Source organism: Bradyrhizobium diazoefficiens USDA 110 (assembly GCF_000011365.1).
In the GTDB taxonomy this organism is placed as follows: domain Bacteria; phylum Pseudomonadota; class Alphaproteobacteria; order Rhizobiales; family Xanthobacteraceae; genus Bradyrhizobium; species Bradyrhizobium diazoefficiens.
The window spans coordinates 4,395,945-4,421,468 of record NC_004463.1 but is presented as its reverse complement, the minus strand read 5'-3'; the positions used below and the strand labels follow the sequence as shown (position 1 = coordinate 4,421,468).

The window sequence follows — 25,524 nt, the reverse complement described above, 5'->3', positions numbered from 1 at the left end:
CGCGCCGTCATCGTTCCGACGTGCGACAACGCCTATGCTGACGCCATGTCCGAATTTCGCCTGACGCAGATTTCCGACACCCATCTCGGCCGACGCTTTCCCGGCCTGATCGCCAACTTCCATCGCGTCTGCGAGCACATCGACGCTGACAGGCCCGATCTCGTCATCAACACCGGCGACGTCTCCTTCGACGGGCCGACCAGCCGCGATGATGTCGTATTCGCCAAAGGCCTGCACGACGCCCTGCCCGTGACCTGCCGTTACCTCCCCGGCAATCACGACATCGGCGACAATCCGACCGCGATCGGGCCGGCGCCGAAGCCGCCGGTCAGCGAGGCATACCGCCAGCAATTCCGCGACATCATCGGCGAGGACCATTGGTCGTTCGAGGCGGCGGGCTGGTGCTTCATCGGCCTCAACACGCTGGTGATGAATTCCGGGCTCGCCTTCGAGGCCGCGCAGTTCGACTGGCTAACCCAGGAGATCGCACGCACGAATGGCAGGCCGGTCGCGCTGTTCCTGCACAAGCCGGTGTTCCTCAACCTGCCCGACGATCCAGAGACGCCGGAGACCTCGATCCGCTACGTGCCGCAGCCGGCGCGGGCGCGGCTGATCGAGATGTTTGCGCGTGTCGATCTGCGCCTCATCGCCAGCGGCCACGTGCACCAGCGCCGCGACTTCACGTTCCGCCACACGCGCCACGTCTGGGCGCCGTCGGTCGGCTTCAAGATCAACGACCAGCGCCAGGACCGGATCGCGATCAAGGAGACCGGCCTCGTCGAGTACCGCTTCCGGGGCGACAGTCTCGAGGTCCGCCATCTCAGGGCGGCGGGCCAGATCGACATCGATATCGAGGAAGTCCTCCTCCAGATGGGCGGCGAGCATTAGCTCAATTCGTTGGCACATACCCTTATCCAAATACCTTATTACCTCGAACTTGTCCCCATGATGGCTAGATTTGGCTAATGACAACGTTGTCATTCGGACATATCGTTCACTTCAGCGGTCGAGCGCCGCTGAGGGAGCGACGATGCAGTTCTTGTCCCGGTGGGATAGCCAACGCGTTTCGACGACTACCCGGGGCATTCCCCTGGTCGATGGCGTAGCCACTGAGGACATCGGCGGCCAGCGCTGGTCGCCTTCGCGCGGCGATCTTGCCCTGCCCGCCCTCACCCTTGATGAAGCCGCCTTCGCGGCCAACCGCGACCTCTTCCTGACATGGTGCGCCAGCGCCGGCGTCAGCGTCGCGCCCCACGCCAAGACCCCGATGTCGCCGGAGCTCGCCCGCTCGCTGCGTGCAGCCGGCGCCTGGGGTACGACGGTCGCCAACGTCCAGCAGGCCGCCGTGCTGCTCGCGAGCGGCGAGCGGCGCCTGCTGCTGGCCAACGAGATCGGCGGGCTCGCGGCCGGCCGGCGGCTCGGCGCGCTGCTCGGCGCCTATCCCGACGCCGAATTTCACGCCTTCGCGGATTCACCCGCCGCTGTCGCCGCGCTCGCCGAAGCGGCACGGATCGCGTCACGCCGCGAATTGTCCGTGCTGGTCGAGCTCGGCGCAGGCCGCGCCGGCGCGCGCGATCGCGCCGCCATCGAGGCGACGATCGCAGCCGTGCTCGCCGCCGACCGGCTCGTGCTCGGCGGCGTTGCGACCTATGAGGGCGCAGCCGCAACGCCCGATGCCGACGAGACGATGCGCGCGATCGCGGCACTGATGGAGCGCACCATCGAGACTTTTGCGCTGGTGCGCGCCGCCGCCCCGCAGCGGCCACTGATCATCAGTGCCGGCGGCTCGGCCTATTTCGACATCGTCGCGCGCGCGCTCGCACCGGGCGCGCAGGCTGACGGCAACGCCAGCGTGATCCTGCGCTCCGGCGCGCTGTTCTTCGCCGATCACGGCATCTACGCCCGCGCCTTCGCGGAAATAGACCGGCGCGGCGGTCTCCTCATCGACGGTCTGCACCACTCCGCCGTGGAAGGCTTTCGCCCCGCGCTGACGCTCTGGGCCGAAGTCTTGTCGCGCCCCGAGACAGGACTTGCGATTGCCGGCTTCGGCATGCGCGACGCCTCCTTCGATCAGGGACTGCCCGTCCCGTTGCGCGTATTCCGCGACGGCGTCGAGCAGCAAGGGCTCGACGCTGCGCTGGCGGTCACGCGCCTCAACGACCAGCATGCGTTCCTGTCCGTTGCCCCCGAAGGCGCCCTTGCTGTCGGCGACATCATCGCCTTCGGCATCTCGCATCCCTGCACCTGCCTCGACCGCTGGCGGGTGATCCTCGGGCTCGACGCCGATGGTGTGGTCACGCGCGCCCTCCCCACCCAGTTCGGCTGAGAGCGCACGCAATGAACTTCCTGCCGCTCTGGCGCTATCAGAACCAGCTCATCGACGGGGCCATCGTCACGCTCGAGCTGACGGTGATCGCGGCACTGGCCGGGCTCGTGATCGGCGTTGCCGGCGCGGTCGCGCTGAACGGCCGCATCACGCCGCTGCGCTGGCTGGTGCGCGGCTATATCGAGCTGTTCCGCAACACGCCGTCGCTGATCCAGATCTTCATCGTCTTCTTCGTGCTGCCGAACTTCGGCCTGAAGCTGCCGGCCTTCGAGGCGGCTGCCGTCGCGCTGTCGCTGTATTTCGGCGCCTACTCGGTCGAGATCATCCGCGCCGGCCTCGACTCCGTGCCGAAGAACCAGATCGAGGCTGGCCAGTGCCTCGGGCTGTCAGGCTGGCAGGTGTTCCGTCACATCCTGCTGCCGCCGGCGCTGCGCAACGCCTATCCGGCCGTGACCAGCCAGTTCGTGTTGCTGCTGCTCGGCACCTCGCTCGCCTCGCAGGTCGCCGCCGACGAACTCTTCCATGTCGCAGGATTCATCGAGAGCCGCACCTACCGCAGCTTCGAGGTCTATGCGGTGATCTGCGCGGTCTATTTCGCGATGGCGATGTCGTTCAAGGCGCTGTTCGCAATCATCGGTCTGGCGGCCTTCCGCTGGCCGCGGCGGCGCTGAGGGGACAGCGATGCGATCCTTCTCCCTCATCGATTTCGTCTCGCTGTTCGCGGCGCTGCGCTGGACCGTCGCGCTGGTCGTGCTCGCGCTCGCCTTCGGCGCGCCGCTGGCGCTCGGGCTCGCCATGGGCCGCATCAGCCGCTTCGCCGGGCTGCGCTGGACCATGACGGCGTGCATCCAGGTGATCCAGAGCGTGCCGCTGATCGGGCTGTTGTTCTTCTTCTATTTCGGCATGCCGGTGTTTTTGGGCATCCAGGTGCCGGCGCTCGTCGCCGTGACCGTCGCCTACACGCTCTACACCGCCGCCTTCCTCGGCGAGATCTGGCGCGGCGGGCTGGAGGCCGTGAAGCAGGCGCAATGGGAGGCCGGTGCCTGCCTCGGCCTCTCCGCCTGGCAGCAGTTCCGCCACATCATCGCGCCGCAGGCGCTGCGGCTGTCGCTGCCGCCGACCGTCGGCTTCCTGGTGCAGCTCATCAAGGGCACCTCGCTCGCCTCGATCCTCGGCTTCGTCGAGCTTGCCCGCGCAGGGCAAGTGGTGAGCGCGGCGACGTTCCAGCCGCTGCTCACCTACGCGCTGGTCGCCGCGATCTATTTCGCGCTGTGCCTGCCGCTCACGCTTTGGTCCCGCTCCCTGGAGGCCCGCCTCGATGGCTCTCGTTGAAATCCGCGACGTGCACAAGACATTCGGCAAGGTCGAGGTGCTCAAGGGCGTCTCGCTCGACGTCGAGGAAGGCGAGATCGTCACGATCATCGGCCGCTCGGGCTCGGGCAAGTCGACGCTGCTCCGCTGCATCAATGCGCTGGAGAGCGTCGATTCCGGCGAGATCCGCGTCGAGGGCGAGCGGGTCCACGCGAAGATGCCCGGCCTCAAGAAATTCCGTCAGCGCGTCGGCATCGTGTTCCAGGCCTTCAACCTGTTTCCGCATCTGAAGGTCGAGCGCAACATCACGCTGGCCCCGCTGCTCACCGGCCGCATCGACAAGGCCCGCGCACGCACGCTGGCCCAGGACGTGCTCACCCGCGTCGGCCTTGCCGAGAAGATCGACGCCTGGCCCGAGCAGCTCTCCGGCGGCCAGCAGCAGCGCGTCGCGATCGCGCGCTGCCTCGCCATGGCGCCTCACCTCATGCTGTTCGACGAGGTGACCTCCGCGCTCGATCCTGAACTCGTCGGCGAGGTGCTTAAGGTGATGGAGGCGATGGCGAAGCAAGGCATGACCATGATCCTGGTCACCCACGAGATGGGTTTTGCCCGCAACGTCGCCAACCGCATCGTCTTCATGCACCAGGGCCGCGTCTGGGAACAGGGGCCGCCGGCAAAGCTGTTCGCCAATCCTGAGACCCCCGAGCTCGCCAGCTTCATCGCCTCCGCAAAATGATCATCCAGCCATCCGCCACCAGGAGAGAGTCATGAGACAACTGAAATCCCTCTTTGCGATCGCAGCCACGGCACTCGCAGTGCTCGCCGCGCCGAACCTCGCACACGCCGACAAGCTGCAGGATGTGCTCGGCTCCGGCAAGCTGCGCGTCGGCATCCTGACCGATGCCGCGCCCTGGGGCTTCAAGGACGACAAGGGTGAGATCGCGGGCCTTGATGCCGATCTCGCCCGGCTGATCGCCGCCGACATGGGCGTGAAGCTCGAGCTCGTGCCGGTGACGGGCGCCGCGCGCATCCCGAGCCTGCTCTCCGACAAGATCGACATGCTGATCGCGGGCCTCGGCGCCACGCCCGAGCGCGCCCAGCAGGTGATGTTCTCGCAGCCCTATGCGGTGGTGAATCTCGGCGTCTACGGTGCGAAGTCGCTGCCATCAGCCACCAGCAAGAAGCCCGACAATCTCGACGGCCGCAGCGTTGCGGTGGCCAAGGGCTCGACGCTCGACGTTTGGCTGACCGACAACGCACCTAAGGTGAAGCTGGTGCGTTTCGAGGACACGCCGGCCGCGCTCGCCGCCTTCCTCGCCGGCCAGGCCGACACCTTCGCCGAGAACAGCGCCATCGCGCTGAAGGTGCAGGACCAGAACCCGACCAAGGAGGTCGAGCTGAAATTCCTGATCCGCCAGTCGCCGGCCCATGTCGGCGTGCGCCAGGGCGAGCAGAACCTGCTGAACTGGATCAACACCGACATCTTCTTCAACAAGCTCAACGGCAAGCTCGGCGCACTTCAGCTGAAATGGTTTAGGGAAGAGCAGTCGCTGCCGACGCTGTAAGTTCACAAGCGGCTCCCGCGCCCGCGCGGGAGCCGCTTTTCCCAAGGAGACTTCGAGATGATCAAACGTTACGTCGTCGGCTCGCGCATGAGCCAGGCCGTCGCTGCCGGCGGCATGGTGCATATCGCAGGTCAAGTCGCTGACGACCGCAAGGCCGGCATCGTGTCGCAGACCCAGCAGGTGCTCGCCAAGATCGACGCGCTGCTCAAGGAAGCCGGCACCGACCGCTCCAAACTGATCGCGGTCAACGTCTTCCTGCCGCATATCACCGACTTCGACACCATGAACTCGGTCTACGATTCCTGGATCGATCCGGCCAATCCGCCGGCGCGCGCCTGCGTCGAAGCCCGTCTCGCCGATCCCGATTTGCGCGTCGAGATGACCGCGGTCGCCTTGCTGTAAACGCGGCGCTCTTTCTTCAACCTTCGGCCGGCTTCGGCGACGACGCGGCCCTCAGGGCATCCCATGCATACCGGACTTTTCCACGAGATCGATTTCGAGAAGGACCAGAAATGGTCCGGCCATCTAGGCATTCCCTTCTCGATCGATCGATCGCCCTACTTCCAGCTCAAGATCCCGATCTTCCGGATCAAGAACGGCGCCGGCCCAAAACTTCTGTTGATGGCCGGCAATCACGGCGACGAATACGAGGGCGAGATCACGCTGACGCGGCTGTATCGCCGGCTCGATGCCAAGGCCGTCAAGGGCGAGATCACCATCCTGCCCTTCGCCAATCTTCCCGCCGTGATGGCGGCGCGCCGCCGCTCGCCGCTCGACGAGGGCAATCTCAACCGCGCCTTCCCGGGCGATGCCGCGGGCACGCCGACTTTTCGGCTGGCGCACTTCCTCGAGCACGAGCTGTTTCCGCGCCATGACGTCGTCTTCGATATCCATTCCGGCGGCACGTCGATGGCGCACGTGCCCTGCGCGCTGATCGAGCGGCAGGGACCGCCCGAGATGTTCGGCCAGGCACTGCGCCTGATGGAAGGATTAGGGATGCCCTTCGCCTTCGTCGCCGAGAACGGCGCCGCTGCGCCGACCTCGATGGCGGCGGCCGCGCGCGCCGGCGCGATCGGACTGTCAGGCGAGTTCGGCGGCGGCGGCACCGTCACGCCGCAGACGATGGCGTTCACCGCGCGCGCCGTCGACCGGCTGCTGCTCGCGCTCGGCATCGTCCAGGCGCCCGTGCTGGGGCCGCATGCGCCGGTCGAGCGCGCCACCGAATTGCTGGCGCTGCAAAGCCACGCGCAGGCGGTGTTCGCGACGCGGCGCGGCTGGTTCGAGCCCGCGGTCATGGTCGGCGCGCGCGTTGCGGCCGGCGACGTCGCCGGCTGGTATCATGATTTCGAGCGGCCGGAGCTGCCGGAGGAAGTGTTGCGCTTCCCGGCCGATGGCATCGTGATCTCGCAGCGCCTGCACACCGACAGCCAGAGCGGCGACTGCCTGGTCCAGGTCGGCCGGGCGCTGTCGCGCGACGAGCTGCCAGCGCGCTGAGCTTTGGAGACGATAGCGACTTCGACTACCCTCGGGATTCGATGACCGATCCGGCAAAGCCGAACTATGACGACGTGGTGCGCATTCCGGCGCCGCCCGGCCGCGCCAGCGCGACCGGACGGCCGCCGCGCATCGCGGAGGTGGCGGAGCGCGCCGGGGTATCGCCGATCACGGTGTCGCGGGTGCTGCGCCACCCCCAGAAGGTCAATCGAAAGACCCGCGAGCGCATCCTCGAAGTGATCGAGGCAACCGGATACGCCTCCAACCCGCATGCGCGCGCGCTGCGCTCGGGCCGCTCGAACGTGGTCGTCGCCTTCGTCTCCAACATCCTCAGCCAGCAGTTCGGGCTCGCCGTGCGCAGCTTCGCGGCCACGCTCGAGCCGGAAGGATTCGAGGTGCTCGTCGGCCAGACCTCCTACTCCTATGTCAAGGAAGTCGCGATGATCCAGTCGCTGCGCGGCATCCGCCCCGCCGCGGTGATGTTCACCGGCGTGATCGAGCTCGAGGAGAACCGCGCAGCGCTTGCAGAGCTCGGCATTCCCGTGATCGAGACCTGGGCGTTTCCGCGCGACCCCATCGACATGCTGGTCGGCCTGCCCAATGCGGATGCCGGTGCGATGGCGGCGCGCAGGCTGGCTGAGGCCGGACATCGCCGCGTCGCCTTCATCGGCCGCAGCAGCGGCCGCGGCGCGCTGCGCCGCGACGGCTTTCGCACGGCAGCGGCGCAGCTCGGCCTCGATATCGTCCACGAGATCGGCGTTGGCGAGATCACAGGCCTCATAGACGGCCGCGCCGCCTTCACCGCCCTGCTCGATCGCGGCGACCGCGTCGATGCCGTGTTCTGCGCCAACGATCTGCTCGCGACCGGCGCGCTGATCGAGGCTCGCGCGCGCGGCCTGTCGGTGCCGCGCGATCTCGCCGTGCTCGGCTTCGGCGACAACGACGTCGCCGATCAGATCACGCCCGGCCTCACCACCATCTCGTTCGATGCGGCGGCCGTGGGGCGCATCGCGGCCGAACTGCTGCTGGCGCGCCTGTCGGGCACGCAGCTTGCCGAACAGCGGATCGCCGTCGACCTGTTCCTGGTCGAGCGCGGCAGCGTCTGAGGATTGCGGCTTACGCGACGCTCTTGAGGTCCTGCTGGATCGCAGCCAGCAAGGATTCCAGCGCTGCGCTGTTCACCGGCCTGGCCTCGGCCATCTCGGGCTGGACGTTGGCGGACTGGACGCCGGCGGACTGCGCAGCCTTGAGCGGACGCTTCGGGAACGGCGGCGGTGTCGGCATCGCGGGCCGGGTCAAATCGCCCTCGTCCTCGGCATGAACGAACTTGCCATGGATGACGTCGTCGCGGCGGCCCATGACGAACATGGTCGTCCAATAGCCGGCGGCCAGAAGGATTACGCAGAAAACACTGATCTCTAACATCGCAACACCCAAAATATGCGCGATGATTCAATGCCTTCGCTCGCCGGTCAATGAACCGGCGGTCACACCTGCGGCTTTTGCGGGCCGGGTGTGACCTTTTGGTGACTCTTTCTTAACCATCCACCGCCCGGAGGGCGTCGGCGGCGCAACCAGGCCCTCGCTATCAGGCCTTATCTTGCCCGACCCGCACCAGCTGCTTGCCGAAATTGGCGCCCTTCAGAAGCCCCATGAAGGCGCCGGGGGCGCTCTCCAGGCCCTCGGTGACGAACTCCTTGTACTTGACCTTGCCCTCGCGGACCCAGGCCGACATGTCGCGCAGGAAGTCGCCGTGGCGGGCGGCGAAGTCGGAGACGATGAAGCCGCGGAAGGTCAGCCGCTTGGTCAGGGTCGCGCGCATCATGCTGGCGGCCCATTTCGGCGGCTTGGCCTCGGTGTCGTTGTAATGGGCTATCAGGCCGCAGACCGGCACGCGCGCAAACGGATTGAGCAGCGGGAACACCGCTTCGAACACGGCGCCGCCGACATTCTCGAAATAGACGTCGATCCCCTTCGGGCAGGCGTCCTTCAGCTTGGCCGCAAGATCGGGATCGCGGTGATCGATGCAGGCATCGAAGCCGAGCTCCTTCACCACGTAGTCGCATTTGTCCTTGCCGCCCGCAATTCCGACCGCGCGCGCGCCCTTGATCTTGGCGATCTGGCCGACGGCGGAGCCGACCGCGCCGGATGCGCCGGCGACGACGACGGTCTCGCCTTCCTGCGGCTTGCCGATGTCGAGCAGGCCGGTATAGGCGGTCATGCCGGGCATGCCGAGCACGCCGATCGAGGTCGAGATCGGACCGAGCTTGGGATCCACCTTGATTAGGCCCTTGCCGCTGGAGATCGCATGCGTCTGCCATCCGGTACGGGCTCGCACGATGTCGCCTTTGGCGAAGTCCGGGTTGTTGGACGCCGCGACCTCGCTGACCGCCTCGCCCTCCATCACGCCGTCGATCGGCACCGGCGCGGCATAGGACGGACCGTCACTCATGCGGCCGCGCATATAGGGATCGAGCGACAGCCAGATCGTGCGCAGCAGGACTTCGCCCTGCCCCGGTGTCGGGACAGCGAATTCCTCAATGCGGAAATCGGACGGCTTGGGTTCGCCGACGGGACGCGCGGCGAGAACGATGCGTTTTGCTTGGGACATGATGGCTTCCTCCTGAATGCTTGTTGCAGTCATTTAGGAGGTAGGTGGGAATGAAGCAAATCCCACACTTGCTGTCATCGCCCGCGAAAGCGGGCGATCCAGTAGTCCAGGGGCGGCTGTGATTGAACCGAGAAGCCGCGGCGTACTGGATTCCCCGCATTCGCGGGGAATGACACCGTCATTGAGGCGAGCGCGCAAACCACTCATTGTCATTCCGGGGCGATGCGAAGCATCGAACCCGGAATCTCGAGATTCCGGGTTGCGCTTCGCGCCCCCGGAATGACGGCAGAAGCGACTAACCCCCGCCCGGATAGTTCGGGCTCTCGCGGGTGATCGTGACGTCGTGGACGTGGCTTTCGCGCAGGCCTGCACCGGTGATGCGGACGAACTGCGCCTTGTCGTGCAGCTCCTTCATGTCCTTTGCGCCGACATAGCCCATCGCGGCGCGCAGGCCGCCGGCGAGCTGGTGCATGACGTGGCCGACCGCGCCCTTGTAGGGTACCTGGCCCTCGATGCCTTCAGGCACGAGCTTGAGCGTGTCCTTGATGTCCTGCTGGAAATATCGGTCCGCCGAGCCGCGCGCCATTGCGCCGACCGAGCCCATGCCGCGATAGGCCTTGTAGGAACGGCCCTGCCACAGGAAGACTTCGCCGGGCGTCTCGTCGGTGCCGGCGAGCAGCGAGCCGACCATGGCGATGTCGGCACCGGCGGCGAGCGCCTTGGCGAGGTCGCCGGAGAACTTGATGCCGCCATCGGCGATGACGGGAATGTCGGCCTTCTTTGCAGCCTCCACCGCATCCATGATCGCGGTGAGCTGGGGAACGCCGACGCCGGCGACGATGCGGGTGGTGCAGATCGAGCCGGGGCCGATGCCGACCTTGATGCAGTCCGCGCCAGCATCGATCAGCGCCTGCGCGCCTTCGGAGGTCGCGACGTTGCCGGCGACGACCTGCACAGAGTTGGACAGACGCTTGATGCGGTTCACTGCGTGCAGCACGTGGCGCGAATGGCCGTGCGCGGTGTCGACGACGACGAGGTCGACGCCGGCGTCGATCAGCCGCTCGGTGCGCTCGAAGCCGGTGTCGCCGACGGTGGTGGCGGCGGCAACGCGAAGGCGGCCCTGCGCATCCTTGCAGGCGAGCGGATGGGCGACCGCCTTTTCCATGTCCTTCACGGTGACGAGGCCGACGCAGCGATATTGCTCGTCGACCACGAGCAATTTCTCGATGCGATGCTGGTGCAGCATCCGCCGCGCCTCGTCCTGGCTGACATTCTCGCGCACCGTGACGAGGCCTTCATGCGTCATCAGCTCGGAGACTTTTTGCCTGCGGTCGGTGGCGAACCGCACGTCGCGGTTGGTGAGGATGCCGACCAGCTTGCCCGGCGTGGACTTGCCCGCGCCGGTGACGACGGGAATGCCGGAGATGCCGTGATCGCTCATCAGCTTGAGCGCATCGTCGAGCGTCGCCTCGGGGCTGATGGTGAGCGGGTTCACCACCATGCCCGACTCGTAGCGCTTGACCTGGCGCACCTGGGCGGCCTGCCCTTCGGGATCGAAATTGCGGTGGATGACGCCGAGGCCGCCGGCCTGCGCCATGGCGATCGCCATGCGGGCCTCGGTGACGGTGTCCATGGCGGAGGCCATGATCGGGATGTTGAGCGGAATGGCGCGGGTGACGCGGGAGCGGATGTCGACCTCGCCCGGCATGACGTCCGAGAGGCCTGGCTTCAACAGCACGTCGTCGAACGTAAGGGCTTCGCGGATGCCTTGAACTTGCACCGTGGCCATCTGCCAACTCCTTCCTGCGGCCCTGCCGCAAATAGCTATGGATGAGCGCCGCCCTCGGCGTACCTTGCGGCATCGCCGGAGAATCGGAGCCCATCGGTGGGGTTGACGCGGGTCGATAGCACGGCCGCGTGACGAATCAAAGCAAATCGAGCCGCTGGCCAGCCATGCACAGGCTTTTTACCCAAATTCAGCGGGGATAGCCGGGCGGCGGCCACCCCTCGTCATTCCGGGGCGCGACCAAGGGCGCGCCCCGGAATGACGAGGGAGCGAGTGCAACCGCCGTCGAGGGTCACATGGTTATTACCCAGGATTTAGGTGCCATGCGTTGATCCGCAATGGTCGCCGCCGGGCGGCAGTGTTAAGCCGCAAGCCTCGCCCTTCCTTCCGATTTTCGTTACCAATCCGTCATGGTCGACAAGCAACGCGTCATTCCGCTGATCGTGGCCACTGCTCTCTTCATGGAGAACATGGACTCGACGGTGATCGCCACCTCGCTGCCGGCGATCGCGGCCGACATCGGCACCAGCCCGCTGACGCTGAAGCTCGCGATCACCTCCTATCTGCTGTCGCTCGCGGTGTTCATCCCGGCGAGCGGCTGGACCGCGGACCGGTTCGGCGCGCGGATGGTGTTCGCGATCGCGGTCGGCGTCTTCATGGTCGGCTCGGTCGGCTGCGCGCTCTCGACCTCGGTCACGGATTTCGTGTTCGCGCGCATCCTCCAGGGCATGGGCGGGGCGATGATGACGCCGGTCGGGCGCCTCGTGCTGCTGCGCTCGGTGGACAAGAGCGCGCTGGTCAATGCGATGGCCTGGGTGACGGTCCCTGCCCTCATAGGCCCTGTGATCGGCCCGCCGCTCGGTGGTTTCATCACGACCTACGCGTCCTGGCACTGGATCTTCCTGATCAACATCCCGATCGGGCTGCTCGGCATCTTCATGGCCTTGCGCTTCATCGATCCCATCAAGAGCGAGGAACGCGAGCCGTTCGACCTCTACGGCATGGTGCTCGCGGGGATCGGGCTCGCCGGCATCGCCTTCGGCCTGTCGGTGGCCGGCCTCAACCTGCTGCCCTGGAGCACGGTCGCCGCGCTGATCGCCGGCGGCGCGATCTCGATGACGCTCTATGTCATTCATGCCCGGCGCACGGGATCGCCGGTGCTGGACTTCTCGCTGCTGACCTTGCCGACGCTGCGTGCGGCCGTGCTCGGCGGCTTCCTGTTCCGGCTCGGCATCGGCGCGCTGCCGTTCCTGCTGCCGCTCCTGATGCAGATCGGCTTCGGCCTGTCGCCGTTCCATTCGGGCCTCGTCACGTTTGCTTCCTCGCTCGGCGCCATGGGCATGAAGACGCTGGCCGCGCGGATCATCCGCACCTTCGGCTTCCGTAATCTGATGACGGTGAACGCGATCGTCAGCGCGTTCTTTCTTGGCGTCTGCGCGCTGTTCACGGTGACGACACCGCTGCTGATCATCATGGTGATCCTGGTGGTCGGCGGCTTCTTCCGCTCGCTCGAGTTCACCGCGATCAACACGGTGGCCTATGCCGAGGTCGAGACTGGGCAGATGAGCCGCGCCACCACGCTCGTCAGCGTCAACCAGCAGCTTGCGGTCTCTGCCGGCGTCGCCGTCGGCGCAGCGTCCGTCGAGACGACGATGTGGCTCAGCCATGTCAGCGAGCTCAACGCCACCGTGTTCGCGCCGGCCTTCGTCGTGGTCGCGCTGACCTCGGCGGCGTCGAGCTGGTTCTTCTGGCAGATGCCCGCTGATGCCGGCCACGAGATCTCCGGCCGCAAGGCGACCGAAATCGCGAGCCGCAAGGGCGCCGGCAAGGGCGCGGCCAAGGCCGCCGTGAAGGCAGCGACGGAGGATACGCAGGACGTGCGCGACCAGCGGCTGGGATAAAAAACGCGCTCCGTCATTCCGGGGTGATGCCACGGGACCGCGCAAGCGCGGCCCGGAGCATCGAGCCCGGAATCCATTGTGCCGCAAGAGTCCTGGGAGAAATGGATTCCGGGCTCGCCTCTTCGAGGCGCCCCGGAATGACGGAGTTCGTTGCTACGCCTTCGCCCCGCCGCGAAACCCGGTCGCCAGCACGTAACGTTCCGACGAATCCTGCCGGCTCGCCGCCGGCTTCACATGGCGCACGGTGGCGAAGTCGCGCTTGAGTTGGGCGAGCAGATCGGCATCGGCGCCGCTCTGGAACGTCTTGGCGAGGAAGGTGCCACCGGGCTTGAGCACGTCGCACGCAAACGCCGCCGCGGTCTCGATCAGGCCGACGATGCGGAGCTGGTCGGTCTTGCGGTGACCGGTGGTGTTGGCGGCCATGTCGGACATCACGACATCGGCGCCGCCCCCCAGCATCGCGGTAAGCTTTGCCGGCGCGTCATTGTCCATGAAGTCGAGCTGCGCGAACTCGACGCCGGCAATCTCGGGCATCTCCAAAAGGTCGATCGCAACGACCTTGCCCTTGCCGTCCACCGAGCCGACCCGCTTGGCGGCGATCTGGCTCCAGCCGCCCGGCGCGGCCCCAAGATCGACCACGGCCATGCCGTGCTTCAGCAGCCGAAACTTGTCGTCGATCTCGAGCAGCTTGAATGCCGCGCGCGAGCGATAACCCGCCGCCTTGGCTTTCGCCACATAGGGATCGTTGAGTTGCCGCTCCAGCCACAGCTTCGACGACAATTTGCGCTTGCCGCCGGTCTTGACCTGGACGTGCAAGCGGCCGGTGGTGTCCTTGGCCATCTCACCAGCTCCTGAGCGCGCCGTCCTCGCGCATCATCTCGACCAGCATGCCTTCGCGCAGGCCGCGGTCGGCGACGCGCAGGCGCGGCAGCGGAAAGGCGCGGCGGATCGCGTCGAGGATGGCGCAGCCCGCAAGCACGAGATCGGCGCGCTCGACGCTGATGCAGCTGTTGTTCGCGCGCTCCTCGTAGCTCATGCCGAGCAGCTTGTTGATGGTCGCGGTGATGTCGGAATCGTTCATCCAGATGCTGTCGATGCGGCGACGGTCGTAGCGCGCCAGATTGAGATGGATGCCGGCGAGCGTCGTCACCGTGCCTGAGGTGCCGAGCAGGTGCATGTCGGCGAGATCGACGCCGTGCTGTTCGGCGAACGGCGCAACGTGGTGTGCGACCTCCCGCTCCATCGCGTCGTAGATCTCCGGCGTCACGTCGCGGCCGCCGAACTGCTCGGCGAGCGTGACCACGCCGAACGGGATCGACATCCAGGCCTTGATGCGCGGCTCCGGATTTTCCGGATCGCGCTCGATCCGCACCAGTTCGGTCGAGCCGCCGCCGATGTCGAACAGGATCGCGCCGCGCCCCCTGGGGTCAACCAGCGGCGAGCAGCCGAGCACGGCGAGCGATGCCTCGGTCTCACGGTCGATCACCTCGAGCTCGATGCCGGTCTCGGCCGCGACGCGGCTGCGAAAACCCTCCGCGTTCGAGGCCGCGCGGCAGGCTTCGGTCGCGATCAGCCGCAGCCGGCGCGCTTTCCGCAAGTTGATCTTGTCGCGGCAGATGCTGAGCGCCGCGATGGCGCGCTCGATCGCGGCCTCGCTGATGGAGCCGGTCGCCGAGACCCCCTCGCCGAGCCGGATGATGCGCGAGAAGGAATCGACCACGCGAAAGCCGTCGCTGGTCGGACTGGCGATCAGGAGCCTGCAATTGTTGGTTCCGAGGTCCAGCGCCGCGTAGACGCCGGTTCCCGGCGCTTGCGCGGCGACGGCCGGTTCAGTGGCCAACGCCACCGCCGCCATCGACCCCTCGAGCTCACCGTGCGGCCCATGGCCGTCGCGGAGCCGCGTGTGGTCATTCATACAAACTGTCTTTCCGCGGCCCGCTGGGGCCGAGCTGGAATTGCTTTTTCGCCTGAAACATTAGCAGCGCGGCAGGCCTGCGCAACAACGCATCACATGGCACTATGCCCATTCGTGCGTTGTCGTGAACGGGACCGTGGGTTATTTTTGAGGGGTCCGGCCCCCCCAAGCGCCCCCCAAAACGCGCAATTGCCGGCTTTTCAGGTCAATTCCATGCAAGAACACACCAAATCGTCCACGCTCGAAAACGCTATTGCACTGCAAAAATACGGCGTCGGGCAGCCCGTCCGCCGCAAGGAGGACGACACGCTGGTGCGCGGCAAGGGCCGCTACACCGACGATTTCAACCTGCCCGGCCAGGCCTACGCCGTGGTGGTCCGCTCGACCCACGCCCATGGAATCATCCGTGGCATCGGCCTCGATGCCGCCAAGGCGATGCCGGGCGTGCTGGGGGTCTGGACCGGGACGGACCTCGATGCCGCCGGCTACGGCCCCTTCACCTGCGGCCTGCCGCTGAAGAGCCGTGACGGCTCGCCCCTGCTCCAGACCAACCGCCAGCCGCTGGCGACCGACAAGGTTCGCTTCGTCGGCGATCCCGTCGCCTTCGTGGTGGCCGACACGCTGGCCCAGGCGCGCGACGCGGCCGAGGCGGTCGAGCTCGATATCGAGCCGTTGCCGGCTGTGACCGACCCCGAGGAGGCCGCCAAGCCCGGCGCGCCGCAGCTCTACGACCACATCCCGAACAACGTCGCGCTCGACTACCATTATGGTGACATGGAGCAGGTGAACGCGGCCTTCGCCAGCGCCGCTCACGTCACCAAGATCGACATCGAGAACACCCGCGTCGCCGTGGTCTCGATGGAGCCGCGCGTCGGGCTCGCCTCCTACGACAAGAAGGCCGAGCGCTACACGCTCCAGGTTCCGACGCAGGGTGTCGCCGGCAACCGCGCCAACCTCGCCAAGAACCTGAAAGTGCCGAACGAGAAGGTGCGCATTCTCACCGCCAATGTCGGCGGCTCCTTCGGCATGAAGAACATCAACTACCCCGAATACATGTGCATCCTGTACGCGGCCAAGGCGCTGGGACGGCCGGTGAAGTGGCTGGACGAGCGTTCGACCAGCTTCCTGTCCGACAGCCACGGCCGCGCGCAAAAAATCCATGCCGAGCTCGCGCTCGACGCCGAGGGGCACTTCCTCGCGGCCAAGCTCGAAGGCTACGGCAATCTCGGCGCCTACATCACCGGCGTTGCGCCGGGCCCGCTCTCGCTCAACACCGGCAAGAACTTTTCCAGCGTCTACCGCACGCCGCTGATGGGCATCGACATCAAGACGGTGCTGACCAATACCACGCTGATGGGCGCCTATCGCGGCGCCGGCCGGCCCGAGGCGAACTACTACATGGAGCGGCTGATCGACCGCGCCGCCGACGAGATGGGCATCAACCGGCTGACGATGCGCAAGCGCAACTTCATCAAGCCGACCCAGATGCCGTTCCCGGCGTCCTCCGGCGTCACCTATGACAGCGGCGACTTCCAGGCCGTCTTCAACAAGGCGCTCGAAATCTCCGACCACGAGAATTTCGCCAAGCGCAAGAAGGAGAGCAAGAAGGCCGGCAAGCTGCGCGGCATCGCCGTCGGCTCCTACCTCGAGGTCACGGCGCCGCCGAGCCCCGAGCTCGGCAAGATCGTGTTCGATCCCGACGGCAGCGTGCAGCTCATCACCGGCACGCTCGATTACGGCCAGGGCCATGCCACTCCATTCGCGCAGGTTCTGTGCGAGCAGCTCGGCGTGCCCTTCGAGAGCGTCAAGCTGGTGCAGGGCGACAGCGACATCGTCCACACCGGCAACGGCACCGGCGGCTCGCGCTCGATCACCGCGAGCGGCATGGCGATCGTGGGAGCCGCCAAGCTCGTGATCGAGAAGGGCAAGCGCGCCGCCGCGCACATGCTGGAGGCGTCCGAAGCCGACATCGAGTTCGAAGGCGGCAGCTTCACCATCGCCGGCACCGACCGCAGCATCGACATCATGGAGCTGGCCAAGCGCCTGCATGACGGCAAGGTGCCGGAGGGCGTGCCTGATAGCCTCGACGTCGATCACACCAGCGAGCCGGTGCCCTCTGCCTTCCCGAACGGCTGCCACGTCGCCGAGGTCGAAATCGATCCCGATACCGGCGTGGTGCAGATCGTGCGCTACAGCGCGGTGAACGATTTCGGCACGGTGATCAACCCGCTGCTGGTCGCAGGCCAGCTCCATGGCGGCGTCGTCCAGGGCATTGGACAGGCGCTGATGGAGCACGTCCGCTACGACGAGAGCGGCCAGCCGATCACGGGCTCGCTGATGGACTACGCCCTCCCCCGCGCCGAGGACGTGCCGTTCATGACGGTCGGCGATCACCCGGTGCCGGCCACGACCAATCCGCTCGGCAGCAAGGGCTGCGGCGAAGCCGGCTGCGCCGGCAGCCTGTCGACCGTGGTGAACGCCGTGCTCGATGCGCTCTCCGACCACGGCATCAAGCACATCGACATGCCGCTGACGCCGGAGCGCGTGTGGCGTGCGATCCAGGATGCGAAGGGCAAGGCGGCGTAGGAGTTGTTTGTCGTTCCGGGGCGATGCGAAGCATCGAACCCGGAACCTCGAGATTCCGGGTTCGGTCCTGCGGACCGCCCCGGAATGACGACGCTGGATGTTACGCCGCAGCCTCCTCGCGCGGCTGGTAGATCGCGGTGTGCTGGCAATGCGCCAGCGGTGTCGTGCCGTTGGCGACGACCAGCGCGTCGAGCTCGACGAAGCGGTGGCCCTTCTTCTCGTAGTTCGCGGTGACCTTGGCCCGCGCAACGATCTCGTCGCCGGCACGCGCGGGCGACAGCAGCTGCATGCGGCTGCCGACGTGGATCCACGGGCCCAAAATGGTATTGTCGACGAGGACGCGATTCATCACGCGCTGGATCAGGCCGGGATGGCCGAGCCCCTCTCGCGCGAAGATCGGATCGGTTTCCCTGATATCGGCGAGATAGTCCGCGGCGGCCTGCCCGATCCATCGGCGCGGCTCTGTGCCAAGCCATTTGCCGGTCTCGAACGTCGCCGGGCTGACCGGCTTGCGCTCGGCGACCGCGGGGACCGCGCGATAGTCGCTCAAATCCACCGCAGGCGCAGCCGCCGGCAGCGAAGCCGTCCCGGTGGCGCAGAGCTCGGTACGGCTGAACACCTCGATCGTGAGCAGGCCGTTGTGCTCGGTCGCATCGACATCGGCGCTCTCGCCGTCATAGACCGGCTTGATGAAGCGGGCCTCCACCAGTCCGCGGGTGAGGAAATCGCGGCCCCAGCGCGCCAGCGGCACATGCATCATGTAGGCGAAGACGTCGACGCCGGGCACCAGCCCGCCCGAGAAGCCGAAGCGGCGCGCCACCTTGTCGTCATGCATCTTGTTCTCGGATTGTTTGGCGGTGTTGTAGGCCTCGACGCGGTAGGTTTCGAGCCGGTTCGGCATGGCTGGCCTTCCCCAAAATTCCTGTTGTTTCGGATCGATCGTAGGCCCCGGGGAACACCGGTCAATCCCCTCGCCTTTGCGGCCCGAATGGGGTACCACCCCGCGAATGACTGACACGCCCACCCGCATCTATGTCGACGCCGACGCCTGTCCGGTGAAGGACGAGATCTACCGCGTCGCGCTCCGGCACAGCGTGCCCGTGAGCGTGGTGGCCGGCAACTTCATTCGCGTGCCGCAGGACCCCTTGATCGAGCGCATCGCGGCCGGAGCCGGCATGGATGCCGCCGACGACTGGATCGCCGAACGCGCCAGGCCCGGCGACGTCGTCGTGACCTCCGACATTCCGCTCGCCAGCCGCTGCGTGAAGGCGGGCGCCGACGTGATCGCGCCGAACGGCAAACCGTTCACCGAACAGTCGATCGGGATGACGCTGGCGGTACGCAACCTGATGACGGATCTGCGCTCGGCCGGCGAAGTCACCGGCGGCCCGCGATCGTTCGCGCCGCGCGACCGTTCGACGTTCCTCTCGGCGCTCGACCAGACGCTGCGCCGGATCCAGCGGCGCCGCATTGATGCGGCCGCAACCAGCCAGAATTCAAGTCAGGGCTGACGATGGCGCCGCCGCTGATCCAACTCAAGGACATCAAGCTGACGTTTGGCGGCACGCCGCTCTTGAACGGCGTCGAGCTCAACGTTGCGACTGGCGAGCGGGTCTGTCTGATCGGCCGCAACGGCTCCGGCAAATCGACATTGCTGAGAATCGCGGCTGGCCTGGTCGAGCCCGACGGCGGCACACGCTTCGTGCAGCCGGGCGCCACGATCCGCTATCTGCCGCAGGAGCCTGACTTCGGCGACCACAAGACTACGCTCGCCTATGTCGAGGCGGGGCTTGCGCCCGGCGACGACCAGCATCAGGCGCGCTATCTCCTCGAGCAGCTCGGGCTGACCGGCGACGAGAACCCGCACAACCTCTCCGGCGGCGAAGCTCGCCGCGCGGCGCTCGCATGTGTGCTTGCGCCCTCGCCCGACATATTGCTGCTGGACGAGCCGACCAACCATCTCGATCTCTCCACCATCGAGTGGCTGGAGCAGGAGCTCGACAGCCGCCGCAGCGCGCTGGTGCTGATCAGCCACGACCGCCGCTTCCTCACCAACCTCTCGCGCTCGACCGCCTGGCTCGACCGCGGCCGGATCAAGCAGATCGACCGCGGTTTTGCCTCGTTCGAAGCCTGGCGCGACGAGGTGCTGGCGGAAGAAGAGCGCGACCAGCACAAGCTCGACCGCAAGATCGTCGACGAGGAGCACTGGCTGCGCCACGGCGTCTCCGGCCGGCGCAAGCGCAACGTCAAGCGGCTTGCCAATCTGCACACGCTGCGCGACCAGCGCCGCAACTATCGCGGCACCGCTGGCAGCGCCAATCTCGCAGCCGCCGAGGCCGAGCAGTCCGGCAGGCTGGTGATCGAAGCCAAGGGCATCACCAAGGCCTATGGCGAGCGCAAGATCGTCGACAATTTCTCCACCCGCATCCAGCGCGGCGACCGGCTCGGCATCATCGGGCCGAACGGCGCCGGCAAGACCACGCTGGTCAATCTGCTCACCGGCGGCATGCAGCCTGACAGCGGCACCGTGCGGCTCGGGGCCAATCTGGAGATGGCAACCCTCGACCAGCACCGTGAAAGCCTCGACCCCAAATCGACGCTGGCGGAGGCACTGACCGGCGGCCGTGGCGACCAGATCATGGTCGGGGGCAAGCCGAAGCATGTCGTCGGCTACATGAAGGACTTTCTGTTCGCGCAGGAGCAGCGCGGCACGCCGCTGGAAGTGCTCTCCGGCGGCGAACGCGGCCGGCTGATGCTGGCGCGCGCACTGGCCAAGCCCTCGAACCTGCTGGTGCTGGACGAGCCAACCAACGATCTCGACCTCGAAACGCTGGACGTGCTCGAGGACATGCTCGGCGACTACGAGGGCACCGTCATCCTGATCAGCCATGACCGCGACTTCCTCGACCGCGTCGTCACCTCCGTGATCGCGCCTGAGGGCAACGGCAAATGGATCGAATATGCCGGCGGCTATAGCGATATGCTGGCGCAGCGCGGCGCGGACTTGAAGCGCGAGACGGCGAAGGCGCAAGCCCCCGCGGAGAAGAAAGAGGAGCGGATCGCTATTCCCGCTGCCGCGCCAAAGCGGCGATTGAGCTTCAACGAGAAGCACGCGCTGGAAACACTTCCGAAGAAGATGGAGACGTTGCAGGCCGACATCGCCAAGCTGCAACGCGTGCTCGACGATCCCAACCTCTACACCAAGGATCGCAAGACATTCGACGACACCTCCGCCGCCATCGCCAAGGCGCATGACGAATTGTCCGCCGCCGAAGAGCGCTGGCTCGAACTGGAAATGCTCCGCGAAGAAATCGAACAGGCTTGAACCGTAGGATGGGTAGAGCGAAGCGAAACCCATCGACACTTGCCCGGTTGCTGCAAATGATGGGTTTCGCCGCGCTCTACCCATCCTGCAGGACCGAACATAGAGACATCACATGACCACTCCTCTCGCCGCCAAGATCGCCCGTGAATACGGCACCCCCTGCGCCGTCATCGACATGGACAAGGTCGAGCGCAACATCGCGCGGATCCAGAAGGCCTGCGACGAGGCCGGCGTCGCCAATCGTCCCCACATCAAGACGCACAAGAACCCGACCATTGCGAAGATGCAGATCGCGGCCGGCGCCAAGGGCATCACCTGCCAGAAGCTCGGCGAGGCCGAGATCATGGCCAATGCCGGCATCGACGACATCCTGATCAGCTACAATCTGCTCGGCGAAGAGAAGATGGCGCGGCTCGGCGCGCTGCAGGCGAAGGCGAACATGACGGTGGCCGCCGACAATTCGACGGTCGTTGCCGGTTTGCCCAAGGCGGCCGCAGCATCAGGCCGTCCGCTCTCGGTGGTGGTCGAATGCGATACCGGCCGCAAGCGCGCCGGCGTCGAGACGCCGGCCGAGGCGATTGCGCTGGCGCGCGAGATCGCCGGGTCCAAGGGGCTCGAATTCGCCGGCTTCATGCTCTATCCGACCGAGACCGGCTGGGCGGACGCGCAGAAATTCTATGACGAGGCGCTGGCCGGCGTGCGCGCGCACGGGCTGGATGCGAAGATCGTCTCCACCGGCGGCACGCCGAACCTCGTCAACATCGGCAAGCTCAAGGGCGGCACCGAGCATCGCTTCGGCACTTATATCTACAACGACCGCATGCAGGTCGCGGCCGGCTCCGCCACCTGGGACGACTGCGCGCTGCACATCTATTCGACCGTGGTGAGCCGCGCCGCGCCCGAGCGCGGTATCCTCGACGCCGGCTCGAAGACGCTGACCACGGACACCGGCGGGCTCGACGGCCACGGCCTGATCCTGGAGCACCCCGAAGCCAAGATCGCGCGCTTTGCCGAAGAGCACGGCTTCCTCGATCTCTCCCGCAGCAACACGCGCCCGAACGTCGGCGACGTCGTGCGGATCATTCCCAATCATGTCTGCGTCGTCGTCAACATGATGGACGAGGTCGTGATGGTGCGTGGCGAGGAGATCATCGGCACGCTGCCGGTGGCGGCGCGGGGGAAGCTGCGCTAACTCCCGATCATCGCCTGGAGCTCCCGGTCCAGTCCATCGCGGAACAGCTTGATCGGCCGCTCCAGACGGCCGGCGGGCGCACGATGGACTATCCAGGCGCGCACGGCGGGTTTGAAGTCGCGCGCCACCACCGGCTTGAGCTTGTCGCGAAACGCGCTGCGTTTCAGGGCGATCGGAGTGACCAGCCCGACGCCGAGGCCGCGCGACACCAGCGACAGGCGGAGCTCGCTGTCCAGCGCTTCCACGGCGATGCTGAACGGCAGATGCTCCGCGTCGAATTTTCGTTTCAGCGAATCGCGAAAGCCGCAACCGTCCTGGTTGATCACCCACGACAGCTGCGACAGCCGTTCAAGATCGACGATGCGCGGGATCTTCATGTCGCGCGCAACGACGAACACGACGGGCTGTGCGCCGAGATCGTCGGCGGCGAGATCGGAAGGCGGGACCGCGCCGTCGGGCAGACAGATCGCGGCCGCATCGAGCTCGTTGCGGCAGACACGTTCGAGCTGGTTCGGCGACCAGCCGGAGACGACACGCACGGCCAGCGCGGGAAATTCGGCACGCACCGCGTCGAGCGGTCCGGTCAGCCCCGCCTCCGAGAGGAACGGCGTCAGGCCGAGCCGGAATTCGCCGCGCACCACGCCGTCATTGGCGACCCCTGATTTGAGATCGTCCAGCATCCGGAGCAGGCGCCGGCCCTGCTCATACGCTTCATGGCCCGCCGCGGTCGGTTTCAGCGGCTTGGAGAGCCGGTCCAGAAGCTTCGCCCCCAGCATCTCCTCGAGGTTCTGGATACGCCGCGTCACGCCGGGCTGCGTGAGATTGAGGCGCGCCGAGGCCGCCACGATCGATCCGGTCTCGACTACCGCAACAAACGCCACAAGGTCATGGGTGTTCATAACTAACTCGCATATTCTTTATAGACTTATTTGAATTGTAGCATATTAGACCCGCGGCTTAAAGGGACCTGCACTGAGCCCCGCGAGGTCCCATGACGATTTCAGAAACCCCCACGCTTGCGTCGCGAAACCAACTCGCCGAACGGCCCCTGATCTGGCTTGGCGCCATCACTGCCGGTGTCGTCGTCACCAACCTGTTCGCGCCGCAGATCCTGCTCGGGCAGATCGGGCGCTCCTTGTCCATGCCGGCGTGGCAGGCGGGCCTGATCAGCACGTTGACGCTGCTCGGCTATGCCCTCGGCCTGTTGCTGCTGGTGCCACTGGTCGATCTCGTCGAAAACCGGCGCGTCATCCTGCGCACGCTCGGCTGCGCTATCCTTGCCGCGCTCGCCACGGCGTTTGCGCCGAAGCCGTTCCTGCTCTTGCTTGGCACCTTCGCCCTCGGCGCCTCCTGCGCGGCGATTCAGATGATGGTTCCGCTGGTTGCGTCAATGGTGGCGCCGGAGCGGCGCGGACAGGCCATCGGCGAGGTGATGAGCGGGTTGATGATCGGCATTCTGCTGTCGCGGCCTGCGGCGAGCCTGATCGCCGATCTCTGGAGCTGGCGCGCCTACTACGTCGTCTCCGCCGCCCTGATGGCGCTGCTTGCCGGCGCGCTCGGCCGCTACCTTCCAGTCCTGCAATCGCCGGTGCGCGCAAGCTACGGCGAATTGCTGCGCTCATTTCCCAGGCTGCTGCGCGAAGAGCCCGTGCTGCGCGTGCGCGCCTGGACCGCATCGCTGGTCATGGCCTCCTTCACCGCCTTCTGGTCGGCGGTCGCGCTGCGACTGCCGGAGGCGCCGTTCGGCCTCGATGCCAAGGGAATTGCCGCTTTCGCGCTGATTGGCGTCGTTGGCGCCGCCGCGACGCCGATGGCCGGCCGGTGGGGGGACAAGGGATGGGCACGCTCGATGTTTGTTGCGGCCCATCTGCTCATCATCGGCTCGCTCGCGCTCTGCGCCTGGGCCGGCGCGCTGGAGTCCCGCATTGCCGCCCTCCTCGTGCTCAGTCTGGGCACCATCCTGCTCGATGTCGGCATCACCACCGACCAGACGCTCGGCCGCCGGGCAATCAACCTGTTGCGGCCCGAGGCACGCGGCCGCATCAACGGCCTGTTCGTCGCGCTGTTCTTCATCGGCGGCGGTGTCGGTGCCGCCGCGGCATCGCTGGCATGGACCCTTGGCGGCTGGACGATGGTCTGCGCGGTGGCGGCGGGTTTTGGGGTGCTCGGCCTGGTCACGGATCTCGTCAGCCGGACGGGGACGTCATGAGCGCCTCTATCAGCGAGCCTCGACAGGGTTCTATGAGCGCTTCAGGCACCCCAGCACACCCCTGCCCGCGGCAGCGCCGGTCGCGAACGACGCCTGCAGCAGATAGCCGCCGGTTGGCGCCTCCCAGTCCAGCATTTCGCCGGCGGCGAACACGCCCGGCAGCTTGCGGATCATGAAGTCCGCGTCGAGCTCGTCAAACGAAACTCCGCCTGCAGTCGAGATCGCGCGATCGATCGGGGCAACGCCGGTGAGCTGAACCGGAATTGCGTTGATCAGGTGTGCGAGCTCGGCCGGCGAGAACGATGCCAGCGGCCGGCCGGATGCGATCGCGGCCTCCTGCATCAGGCCGATCCCGACCGGCGAGACTTGCGCGGCCTTACGCAGGAAGTTTGCGAGCGATTGCTTGCCGCGCGTACCTGACAGGCGCGTGGTCAGCGCGGCGGCGGCGAGGTCGGGCCGCAGTGCGATGGTCAGCATCGCCTGCCCGATCCCCAGCACCGCCTCGCGCAGCTCCGCCGACAGCGCGTAGATCGCGCCACCTTCGATGCCGCCGCGGGTGATCATCGCTTCGCCGCGCACCGTGTGTGCACCTATCGTCAGCGCCACGCCCTTGAGCGGCTGGCCCTCGAAACGGTCACGGAACAATTCGGACCAGGCGACGGTGAAGCCGGAATTGGCCGGCCGCAGCTTTGAGATGGTAATGCCGTTGGCCGCAAGGATATCGACCCAGCCGCCGTCCGACCCAAGCCGCGGCCAGCTTGCGCCGCCAAGCGCAAGCACCGTGGCATCGGCGGCAACGACGGAGGTGCCGCTCCGGGTTTGAAACAGCAGCCGCTCTTCCCCATCCCACCCGGTCCAGCGATGGCGAAAGGCGAACCGTACGCCGCTGGCGTCCAGTCGCCGTAGCCACGCGCGCAGCAATGGCGAAGCCTTGAATGCCCTCGGAAACACGCGGCCGCTGGTGCCGACAAAGGTCGGCTCGCCCAGCGCCGCGCTCCAGGCGCGCAGCGCGTCGGGTGGAAACGCTTCGATCGCGGCCTGCAGCTTCGCCGCCGCCTCGCGATAGCGCGGCATGAACTGCGGCAGCGGCTCGCTATGGGTGAGATTGAGTCCGCCGCGGCCGGCCATCAGGAATTTGCGGCCGGCAGATGGCATCGCGTCGTAGACGGTGACGCGCGCGCCACCCTGCGCCAGCACCTCGGCCGCCATCAGCCCGGCCGGACCTGCGCCAATGATGGCAACGTGGGATTCGGGTGCGGTCATGGTGGGAGTTTAGGCCAGATTCTGGCGCCTAGCTCGTCAT

General features: G+C 66.7%; 23 protein-coding genes. 15 read left to right on the top strand and 8 right to left on the bottom strand.

Annotated features, from left to right (window positions below; translation table 11 throughout):
* Positions 1 to 45: 45 nt before the first annotated feature.
* From BJA_RS19750 to BJA_RS19710, 9 genes are all read left to right on the top strand, one after another.
* A complete protein-coding gene (locus tag BJA_RS19750; RefSeq protein WP_011086759.1) occupies positions 46 to 888 on the top strand; it encodes a metallophosphoesterase family protein in 843 nt (280 codons plus the stop codon).
* A 142-nt stretch (positions 889 to 1,030) separates the two neighbouring features.
* The gene (locus BJA_RS19745) at positions 1,031 to 2,326 is read left to right on the top strand and encodes an amino acid deaminase (protein WP_011086758.1); all 1,296 of its coding nucleotides are present in this window, start codon (positions 1,031 to 1,033) and stop codon (positions 2,324 to 2,326) included.
* A gap of 11 nt (positions 2,327 to 2,337) precedes the next feature.
* Positions 2,338 to 2,997 carry an amino acid ABC transporter permease gene (locus BJA_RS19740; RefSeq protein ID WP_011086757.1) on the top strand — a complete coding sequence of 220 codons (660 nt, stop codon included), beginning with the start codon at positions 2,338 to 2,340 and terminating at the stop codon, positions 2,995 to 2,997.
* 10 nt (positions 2,998 to 3,007) lie between these two features.
* The gene (locus BJA_RS19735) at positions 3,008 to 3,658 is read left to right on the top strand and encodes an amino acid ABC transporter permease (RefSeq protein ID WP_011086756.1); all 651 of its coding nucleotides are present in this window, start codon (positions 3,008 to 3,010) and stop codon (positions 3,656 to 3,658) included.
* Positions 3,645 to 4,373 carry an amino acid ABC transporter ATP-binding protein gene (locus BJA_RS19730; RefSeq protein ID WP_011086755.1) on the top strand — a complete coding sequence of 243 codons (729 nt, stop codon included), beginning with the start codon at positions 3,645 to 3,647 and terminating at the stop codon, positions 4,371 to 4,373. The genes BJA_RS19735 and BJA_RS19730 overlap by 14 nt, the downstream gene beginning before the upstream one ends.
* 31 nt (positions 4,374 to 4,404) lie before the next feature.
* Entirely contained in the window at positions 4,405 to 5,202 is a 798-nt protein-coding gene (locus BJA_RS19725; protein ID WP_011086754.1) for a transporter substrate-binding domain-containing protein, read from the top strand.
* A 57-nt stretch (positions 5,203 to 5,259) separates the two neighbouring features.
* Entirely contained in the window at positions 5,260 to 5,604 is a 345-nt protein-coding gene (locus BJA_RS19720; protein WP_011086753.1) for a RidA family protein, read from the top strand.
* A 63-nt stretch (positions 5,605 to 5,667) separates the two neighbouring features.
* Complete coding sequence (locus BJA_RS19715) at positions 5,668 to 6,696, top strand: succinylglutamate desuccinylase/aspartoacylase family protein (protein WP_011086752.1); 1,029 nt, start codon at positions 5,668 to 5,670, stop codon at positions 6,694 to 6,696.
* Positions 6,697 to 6,737: 41 nt separating this feature from the next.
* Entirely contained in the window at positions 6,738 to 7,802 is a 1,065-nt protein-coding gene (locus BJA_RS19710) for a LacI family DNA-binding transcriptional regulator (protein WP_011086751.1), read from the top strand.
* 10 nt (positions 7,803 to 7,812) lie between these two features.
* On the opposite strand, the gene BJA_RS19705 is transcribed toward BJA_RS19710, so the two are convergent.
* From BJA_RS19705 to guaB, 3 genes are all read right to left on the bottom strand, one after another.
* Positions 7,813 to 8,121 carry a hypothetical protein gene (locus BJA_RS19705; RefSeq protein ID WP_038966888.1) on the bottom strand — a complete coding sequence of 103 codons (309 nt, stop codon included), beginning with the start codon at positions 8,119 to 8,121 and terminating at the stop codon, positions 7,813 to 7,815.
* Positions 8,122 to 8,284: 163 nt separating this feature from the next.
* Entirely contained in the window at positions 8,285 to 9,307 is a 1,023-nt protein-coding gene (locus BJA_RS19700; protein WP_038966893.1) for an NADP-dependent oxidoreductase, read from the bottom strand.
* Positions 9,308 to 9,602: 295 nt separating this feature from the next.
* Positions 9,603 to 11,096 carry an IMP dehydrogenase gene (guaB, locus tag BJA_RS19695; RefSeq protein WP_011086749.1) on the bottom strand — a complete coding sequence of 498 codons (1,494 nt, stop codon included), beginning with the start codon at positions 11,094 to 11,096 and terminating at the stop codon, positions 9,603 to 9,605.
* A gap of 407 nt (positions 11,097 to 11,503) precedes the next feature.
* Between guaB and BJA_RS19690 the strand changes: the two genes are divergently transcribed.
* A complete protein-coding gene (locus BJA_RS19690) occupies positions 11,504 to 12,994 on the top strand; it encodes an MFS transporter (protein ID WP_011086748.1) in 1,491 nt (496 codons plus the stop codon).
* A gap of 153 nt (positions 12,995 to 13,147) precedes the next feature.
* On the opposite strand, the gene BJA_RS19685 is transcribed toward BJA_RS19690, so the two are convergent.
* Together BJA_RS19685 and BJA_RS19680 are read right to left on the bottom strand one after the other, a co-directional pair.
* Positions 13,148 to 13,834, bottom strand: coding sequence for an RlmE family RNA methyltransferase (locus tag BJA_RS19685; protein WP_011086747.1), 687 nt, complete (start codon positions 13,832 to 13,834; stop codon positions 13,148 to 13,150).
* Position 13,835: 1 nt separating this feature from the next.
* Positions 13,836 to 14,909: a Ppx/GppA phosphatase family protein gene (locus tag BJA_RS19680; RefSeq protein WP_011086746.1), complete on the bottom strand. Its 1,074-nt coding sequence runs from the start codon at positions 14,907 to 14,909 to the stop codon at positions 13,836 to 13,838.
* Positions 14,910 to 15,122: 213 nt separating this feature from the next.
* Between BJA_RS19680 and BJA_RS19675 the strand changes: the two genes are divergently transcribed.
* Positions 15,123 to 17,495, top strand: coding sequence for a xanthine dehydrogenase family protein molybdopterin-binding subunit (locus BJA_RS19675; RefSeq protein WP_011086745.1), 2,373 nt, complete (start codon positions 15,123 to 15,125; stop codon positions 17,493 to 17,495).
* Positions 17,496 to 17,595: 100 nt separating this feature from the next.
* On the opposite strand, the gene BJA_RS19670 is transcribed toward BJA_RS19675, so the two are convergent.
* A complete protein-coding gene (locus BJA_RS19670) occupies positions 17,596 to 18,396 on the bottom strand; it encodes a hypothetical protein (RefSeq protein ID WP_038966887.1) in 801 nt (266 codons plus the stop codon).
* A 106-nt stretch (positions 18,397 to 18,502) separates the two neighbouring features.
* Between BJA_RS19670 and BJA_RS19665 the strand changes: the two genes are divergently transcribed.
* From BJA_RS19665 to BJA_RS19655, 3 genes are all read left to right on the top strand, one after another.
* On the top strand, positions 18,503 to 19,006 hold the full coding sequence (locus BJA_RS19665) for a YaiI/YqxD family protein (protein ID WP_011086743.1): 504 nt from the start codon (positions 18,503 to 18,505) through the stop codon (positions 19,004 to 19,006).
* A 2-nt stretch (positions 19,007 to 19,008) separates the two neighbouring features.
* Positions 19,009 to 20,820, top strand: a complete 1,812-nt coding sequence (locus BJA_RS19660; protein WP_011086742.1) for an ABC-F family ATP-binding cassette domain-containing protein — start codon at positions 19,009 to 19,011, stop codon at positions 20,818 to 20,820.
* A 112-nt stretch (positions 20,821 to 20,932) separates the two neighbouring features.
* Positions 20,933 to 22,012, top strand: coding sequence for a D-TA family PLP-dependent enzyme (locus tag BJA_RS19655; protein ID WP_011086741.1), 1,080 nt, complete (start codon positions 20,933 to 20,935; stop codon positions 22,010 to 22,012).
* Here BJA_RS19655 and BJA_RS19650 read toward each other — a convergent pair.
* Positions 22,009 to 22,911 (bottom strand): LysR family transcriptional regulator, encoded by a 903-nt coding sequence (locus tag BJA_RS19650; protein ID WP_011086740.1) that lies wholly within the window; start codon positions 22,909 to 22,911, stop codon positions 22,009 to 22,011. The genes BJA_RS19655 and BJA_RS19650 overlap by 4 nt on opposite strands.
* A 92-nt stretch (positions 22,912 to 23,003) precedes the next feature.
* Between BJA_RS19650 and BJA_RS19645 the strand changes: the two genes are divergently transcribed.
* A complete protein-coding gene (locus tag BJA_RS19645) occupies positions 23,004 to 24,221 on the top strand; it encodes an MFS transporter (RefSeq protein WP_011086739.1) in 1,218 nt (405 codons plus the stop codon).
* A 30-nt stretch (positions 24,222 to 24,251) separates the two neighbouring features.
* Here the strand turns inward: BJA_RS19645 and BJA_RS19640 are convergent, their stop codons facing one another.
* The gene (locus BJA_RS19640) at positions 24,252 to 25,484 is read right to left on the bottom strand and encodes an NAD(P)/FAD-dependent oxidoreductase (RefSeq protein WP_011086738.1); all 1,233 of its coding nucleotides are present in this window, start codon (positions 25,482 to 25,484) and stop codon (positions 24,252 to 24,254) included.
* Positions 25,485 to 25,524 lie beyond the last annotated feature (40 nt).

Bases quoted from the DNA above. Each gene is read 5' to 3' on its own strand.
- BJA_RS19750 (WP_011086759.1), top strand. From the start codon at position 46: ATGTCCGAATTTCGCCTGACGCAGATTTCCGACACCCATCTCGGCCGA.
- BJA_RS19745 (WP_011086758.1), top strand. From the start codon at position 1,031: ATGCAGTTCTTGTCCCGGTGGGATAGCCAACGCGTTTCGACGACTACC.
- BJA_RS19740 (WP_011086757.1), top strand. From the start codon at position 2,338: ATGAACTTCCTGCCGCTCTGGCGCTATCAGAACCAGCTCATCGACGGG.
- BJA_RS19735 (WP_011086756.1), top strand. From the start codon at position 3,008: ATGCGATCCTTCTCCCTCATCGATTTCGTCTCGCTGTTCGCGGCGCTG.
- BJA_RS19730 (WP_011086755.1), top strand. From the start codon at position 3,645: ATGGCTCTCGTTGAAATCCGCGACGTGCACAAGACATTCGGCAAGGTC.
- BJA_RS19725 (WP_011086754.1), top strand. From the start codon at position 4,405: ATGAGACAACTGAAATCCCTCTTTGCGATCGCAGCCACGGCACTCGCA.
- BJA_RS19720 (WP_011086753.1), top strand. From the start codon at position 5,260: ATGATCAAACGTTACGTCGTCGGCTCGCGCATGAGCCAGGCCGTCGCT.
- BJA_RS19715 (WP_011086752.1), top strand. From the start codon at position 5,668: ATGCATACCGGACTTTTCCACGAGATCGATTTCGAGAAGGACCAGAAA.
- BJA_RS19710 (WP_011086751.1), top strand. From the start codon at position 6,738: ATGACCGATCCGGCAAAGCCGAACTATGACGACGTGGTGCGCATTCCG.
- BJA_RS19705 (WP_038966888.1), bottom strand. From the start codon at position 8,121: ATGTTAGAGATCAGTGTTTTCTGCGTAATCCTTCTGGCCGCCGGCTAT.
- BJA_RS19700 (WP_038966893.1), bottom strand. From the start codon at position 9,307: ATGTCCCAAGCAAAACGCATCGTTCTCGCCGCGCGTCCCGTCGGCGAA.
- guaB (WP_011086749.1), bottom strand. From the start codon at position 11,096: ATGGCCACGGTGCAAGTTCAAGGCATCCGCGAAGCCCTTACGTTCGAC.
- BJA_RS19690 (WP_011086748.1), top strand. From the start codon at position 11,504: ATGGTCGACAAGCAACGCGTCATTCCGCTGATCGTGGCCACTGCTCTC.
- BJA_RS19685 (WP_011086747.1), bottom strand. From the start codon at position 13,834: ATGGCCAAGGACACCACCGGCCGCTTGCACGTCCAGGTCAAGACCGGC.
- BJA_RS19680 (WP_011086746.1), bottom strand. From the start codon at position 14,909: ATGAATGACCACACGCGGCTCCGCGACGGCCATGGGCCGCACGGTGAG.
- BJA_RS19675 (WP_011086745.1), top strand. From the start codon at position 15,123: ATGCAAGAACACACCAAATCGTCCACGCTCGAAAACGCTATTGCACTG.
- BJA_RS19670 (WP_038966887.1), bottom strand. From the start codon at position 18,396: ATGCCGAACCGGCTCGAAACCTACCGCGTCGAGGCCTACAACACCGCC.
- BJA_RS19665 (WP_011086743.1), top strand. From the start codon at position 18,503: ATGACTGACACGCCCACCCGCATCTATGTCGACGCCGACGCCTGTCCG.
- BJA_RS19660 (WP_011086742.1), top strand. From the start codon at position 19,009: ATGGCGCCGCCGCTGATCCAACTCAAGGACATCAAGCTGACGTTTGGC.
- BJA_RS19655 (WP_011086741.1), top strand. From the start codon at position 20,933: ATGACCACTCCTCTCGCCGCCAAGATCGCCCGTGAATACGGCACCCCC.
- BJA_RS19650 (WP_011086740.1), bottom strand. From the start codon at position 22,911: ATGAACACCCATGACCTTGTGGCGTTTGTTGCGGTAGTCGAGACCGGA.
- BJA_RS19645 (WP_011086739.1), top strand. From the start codon at position 23,004: ATGACGATTTCAGAAACCCCCACGCTTGCGTCGCGAAACCAACTCGCC.
- BJA_RS19640 (WP_011086738.1), bottom strand. From the start codon at position 25,484: ATGACCGCACCCGAATCCCACGTTGCCATCATTGGCGCAGGTCCGGCC.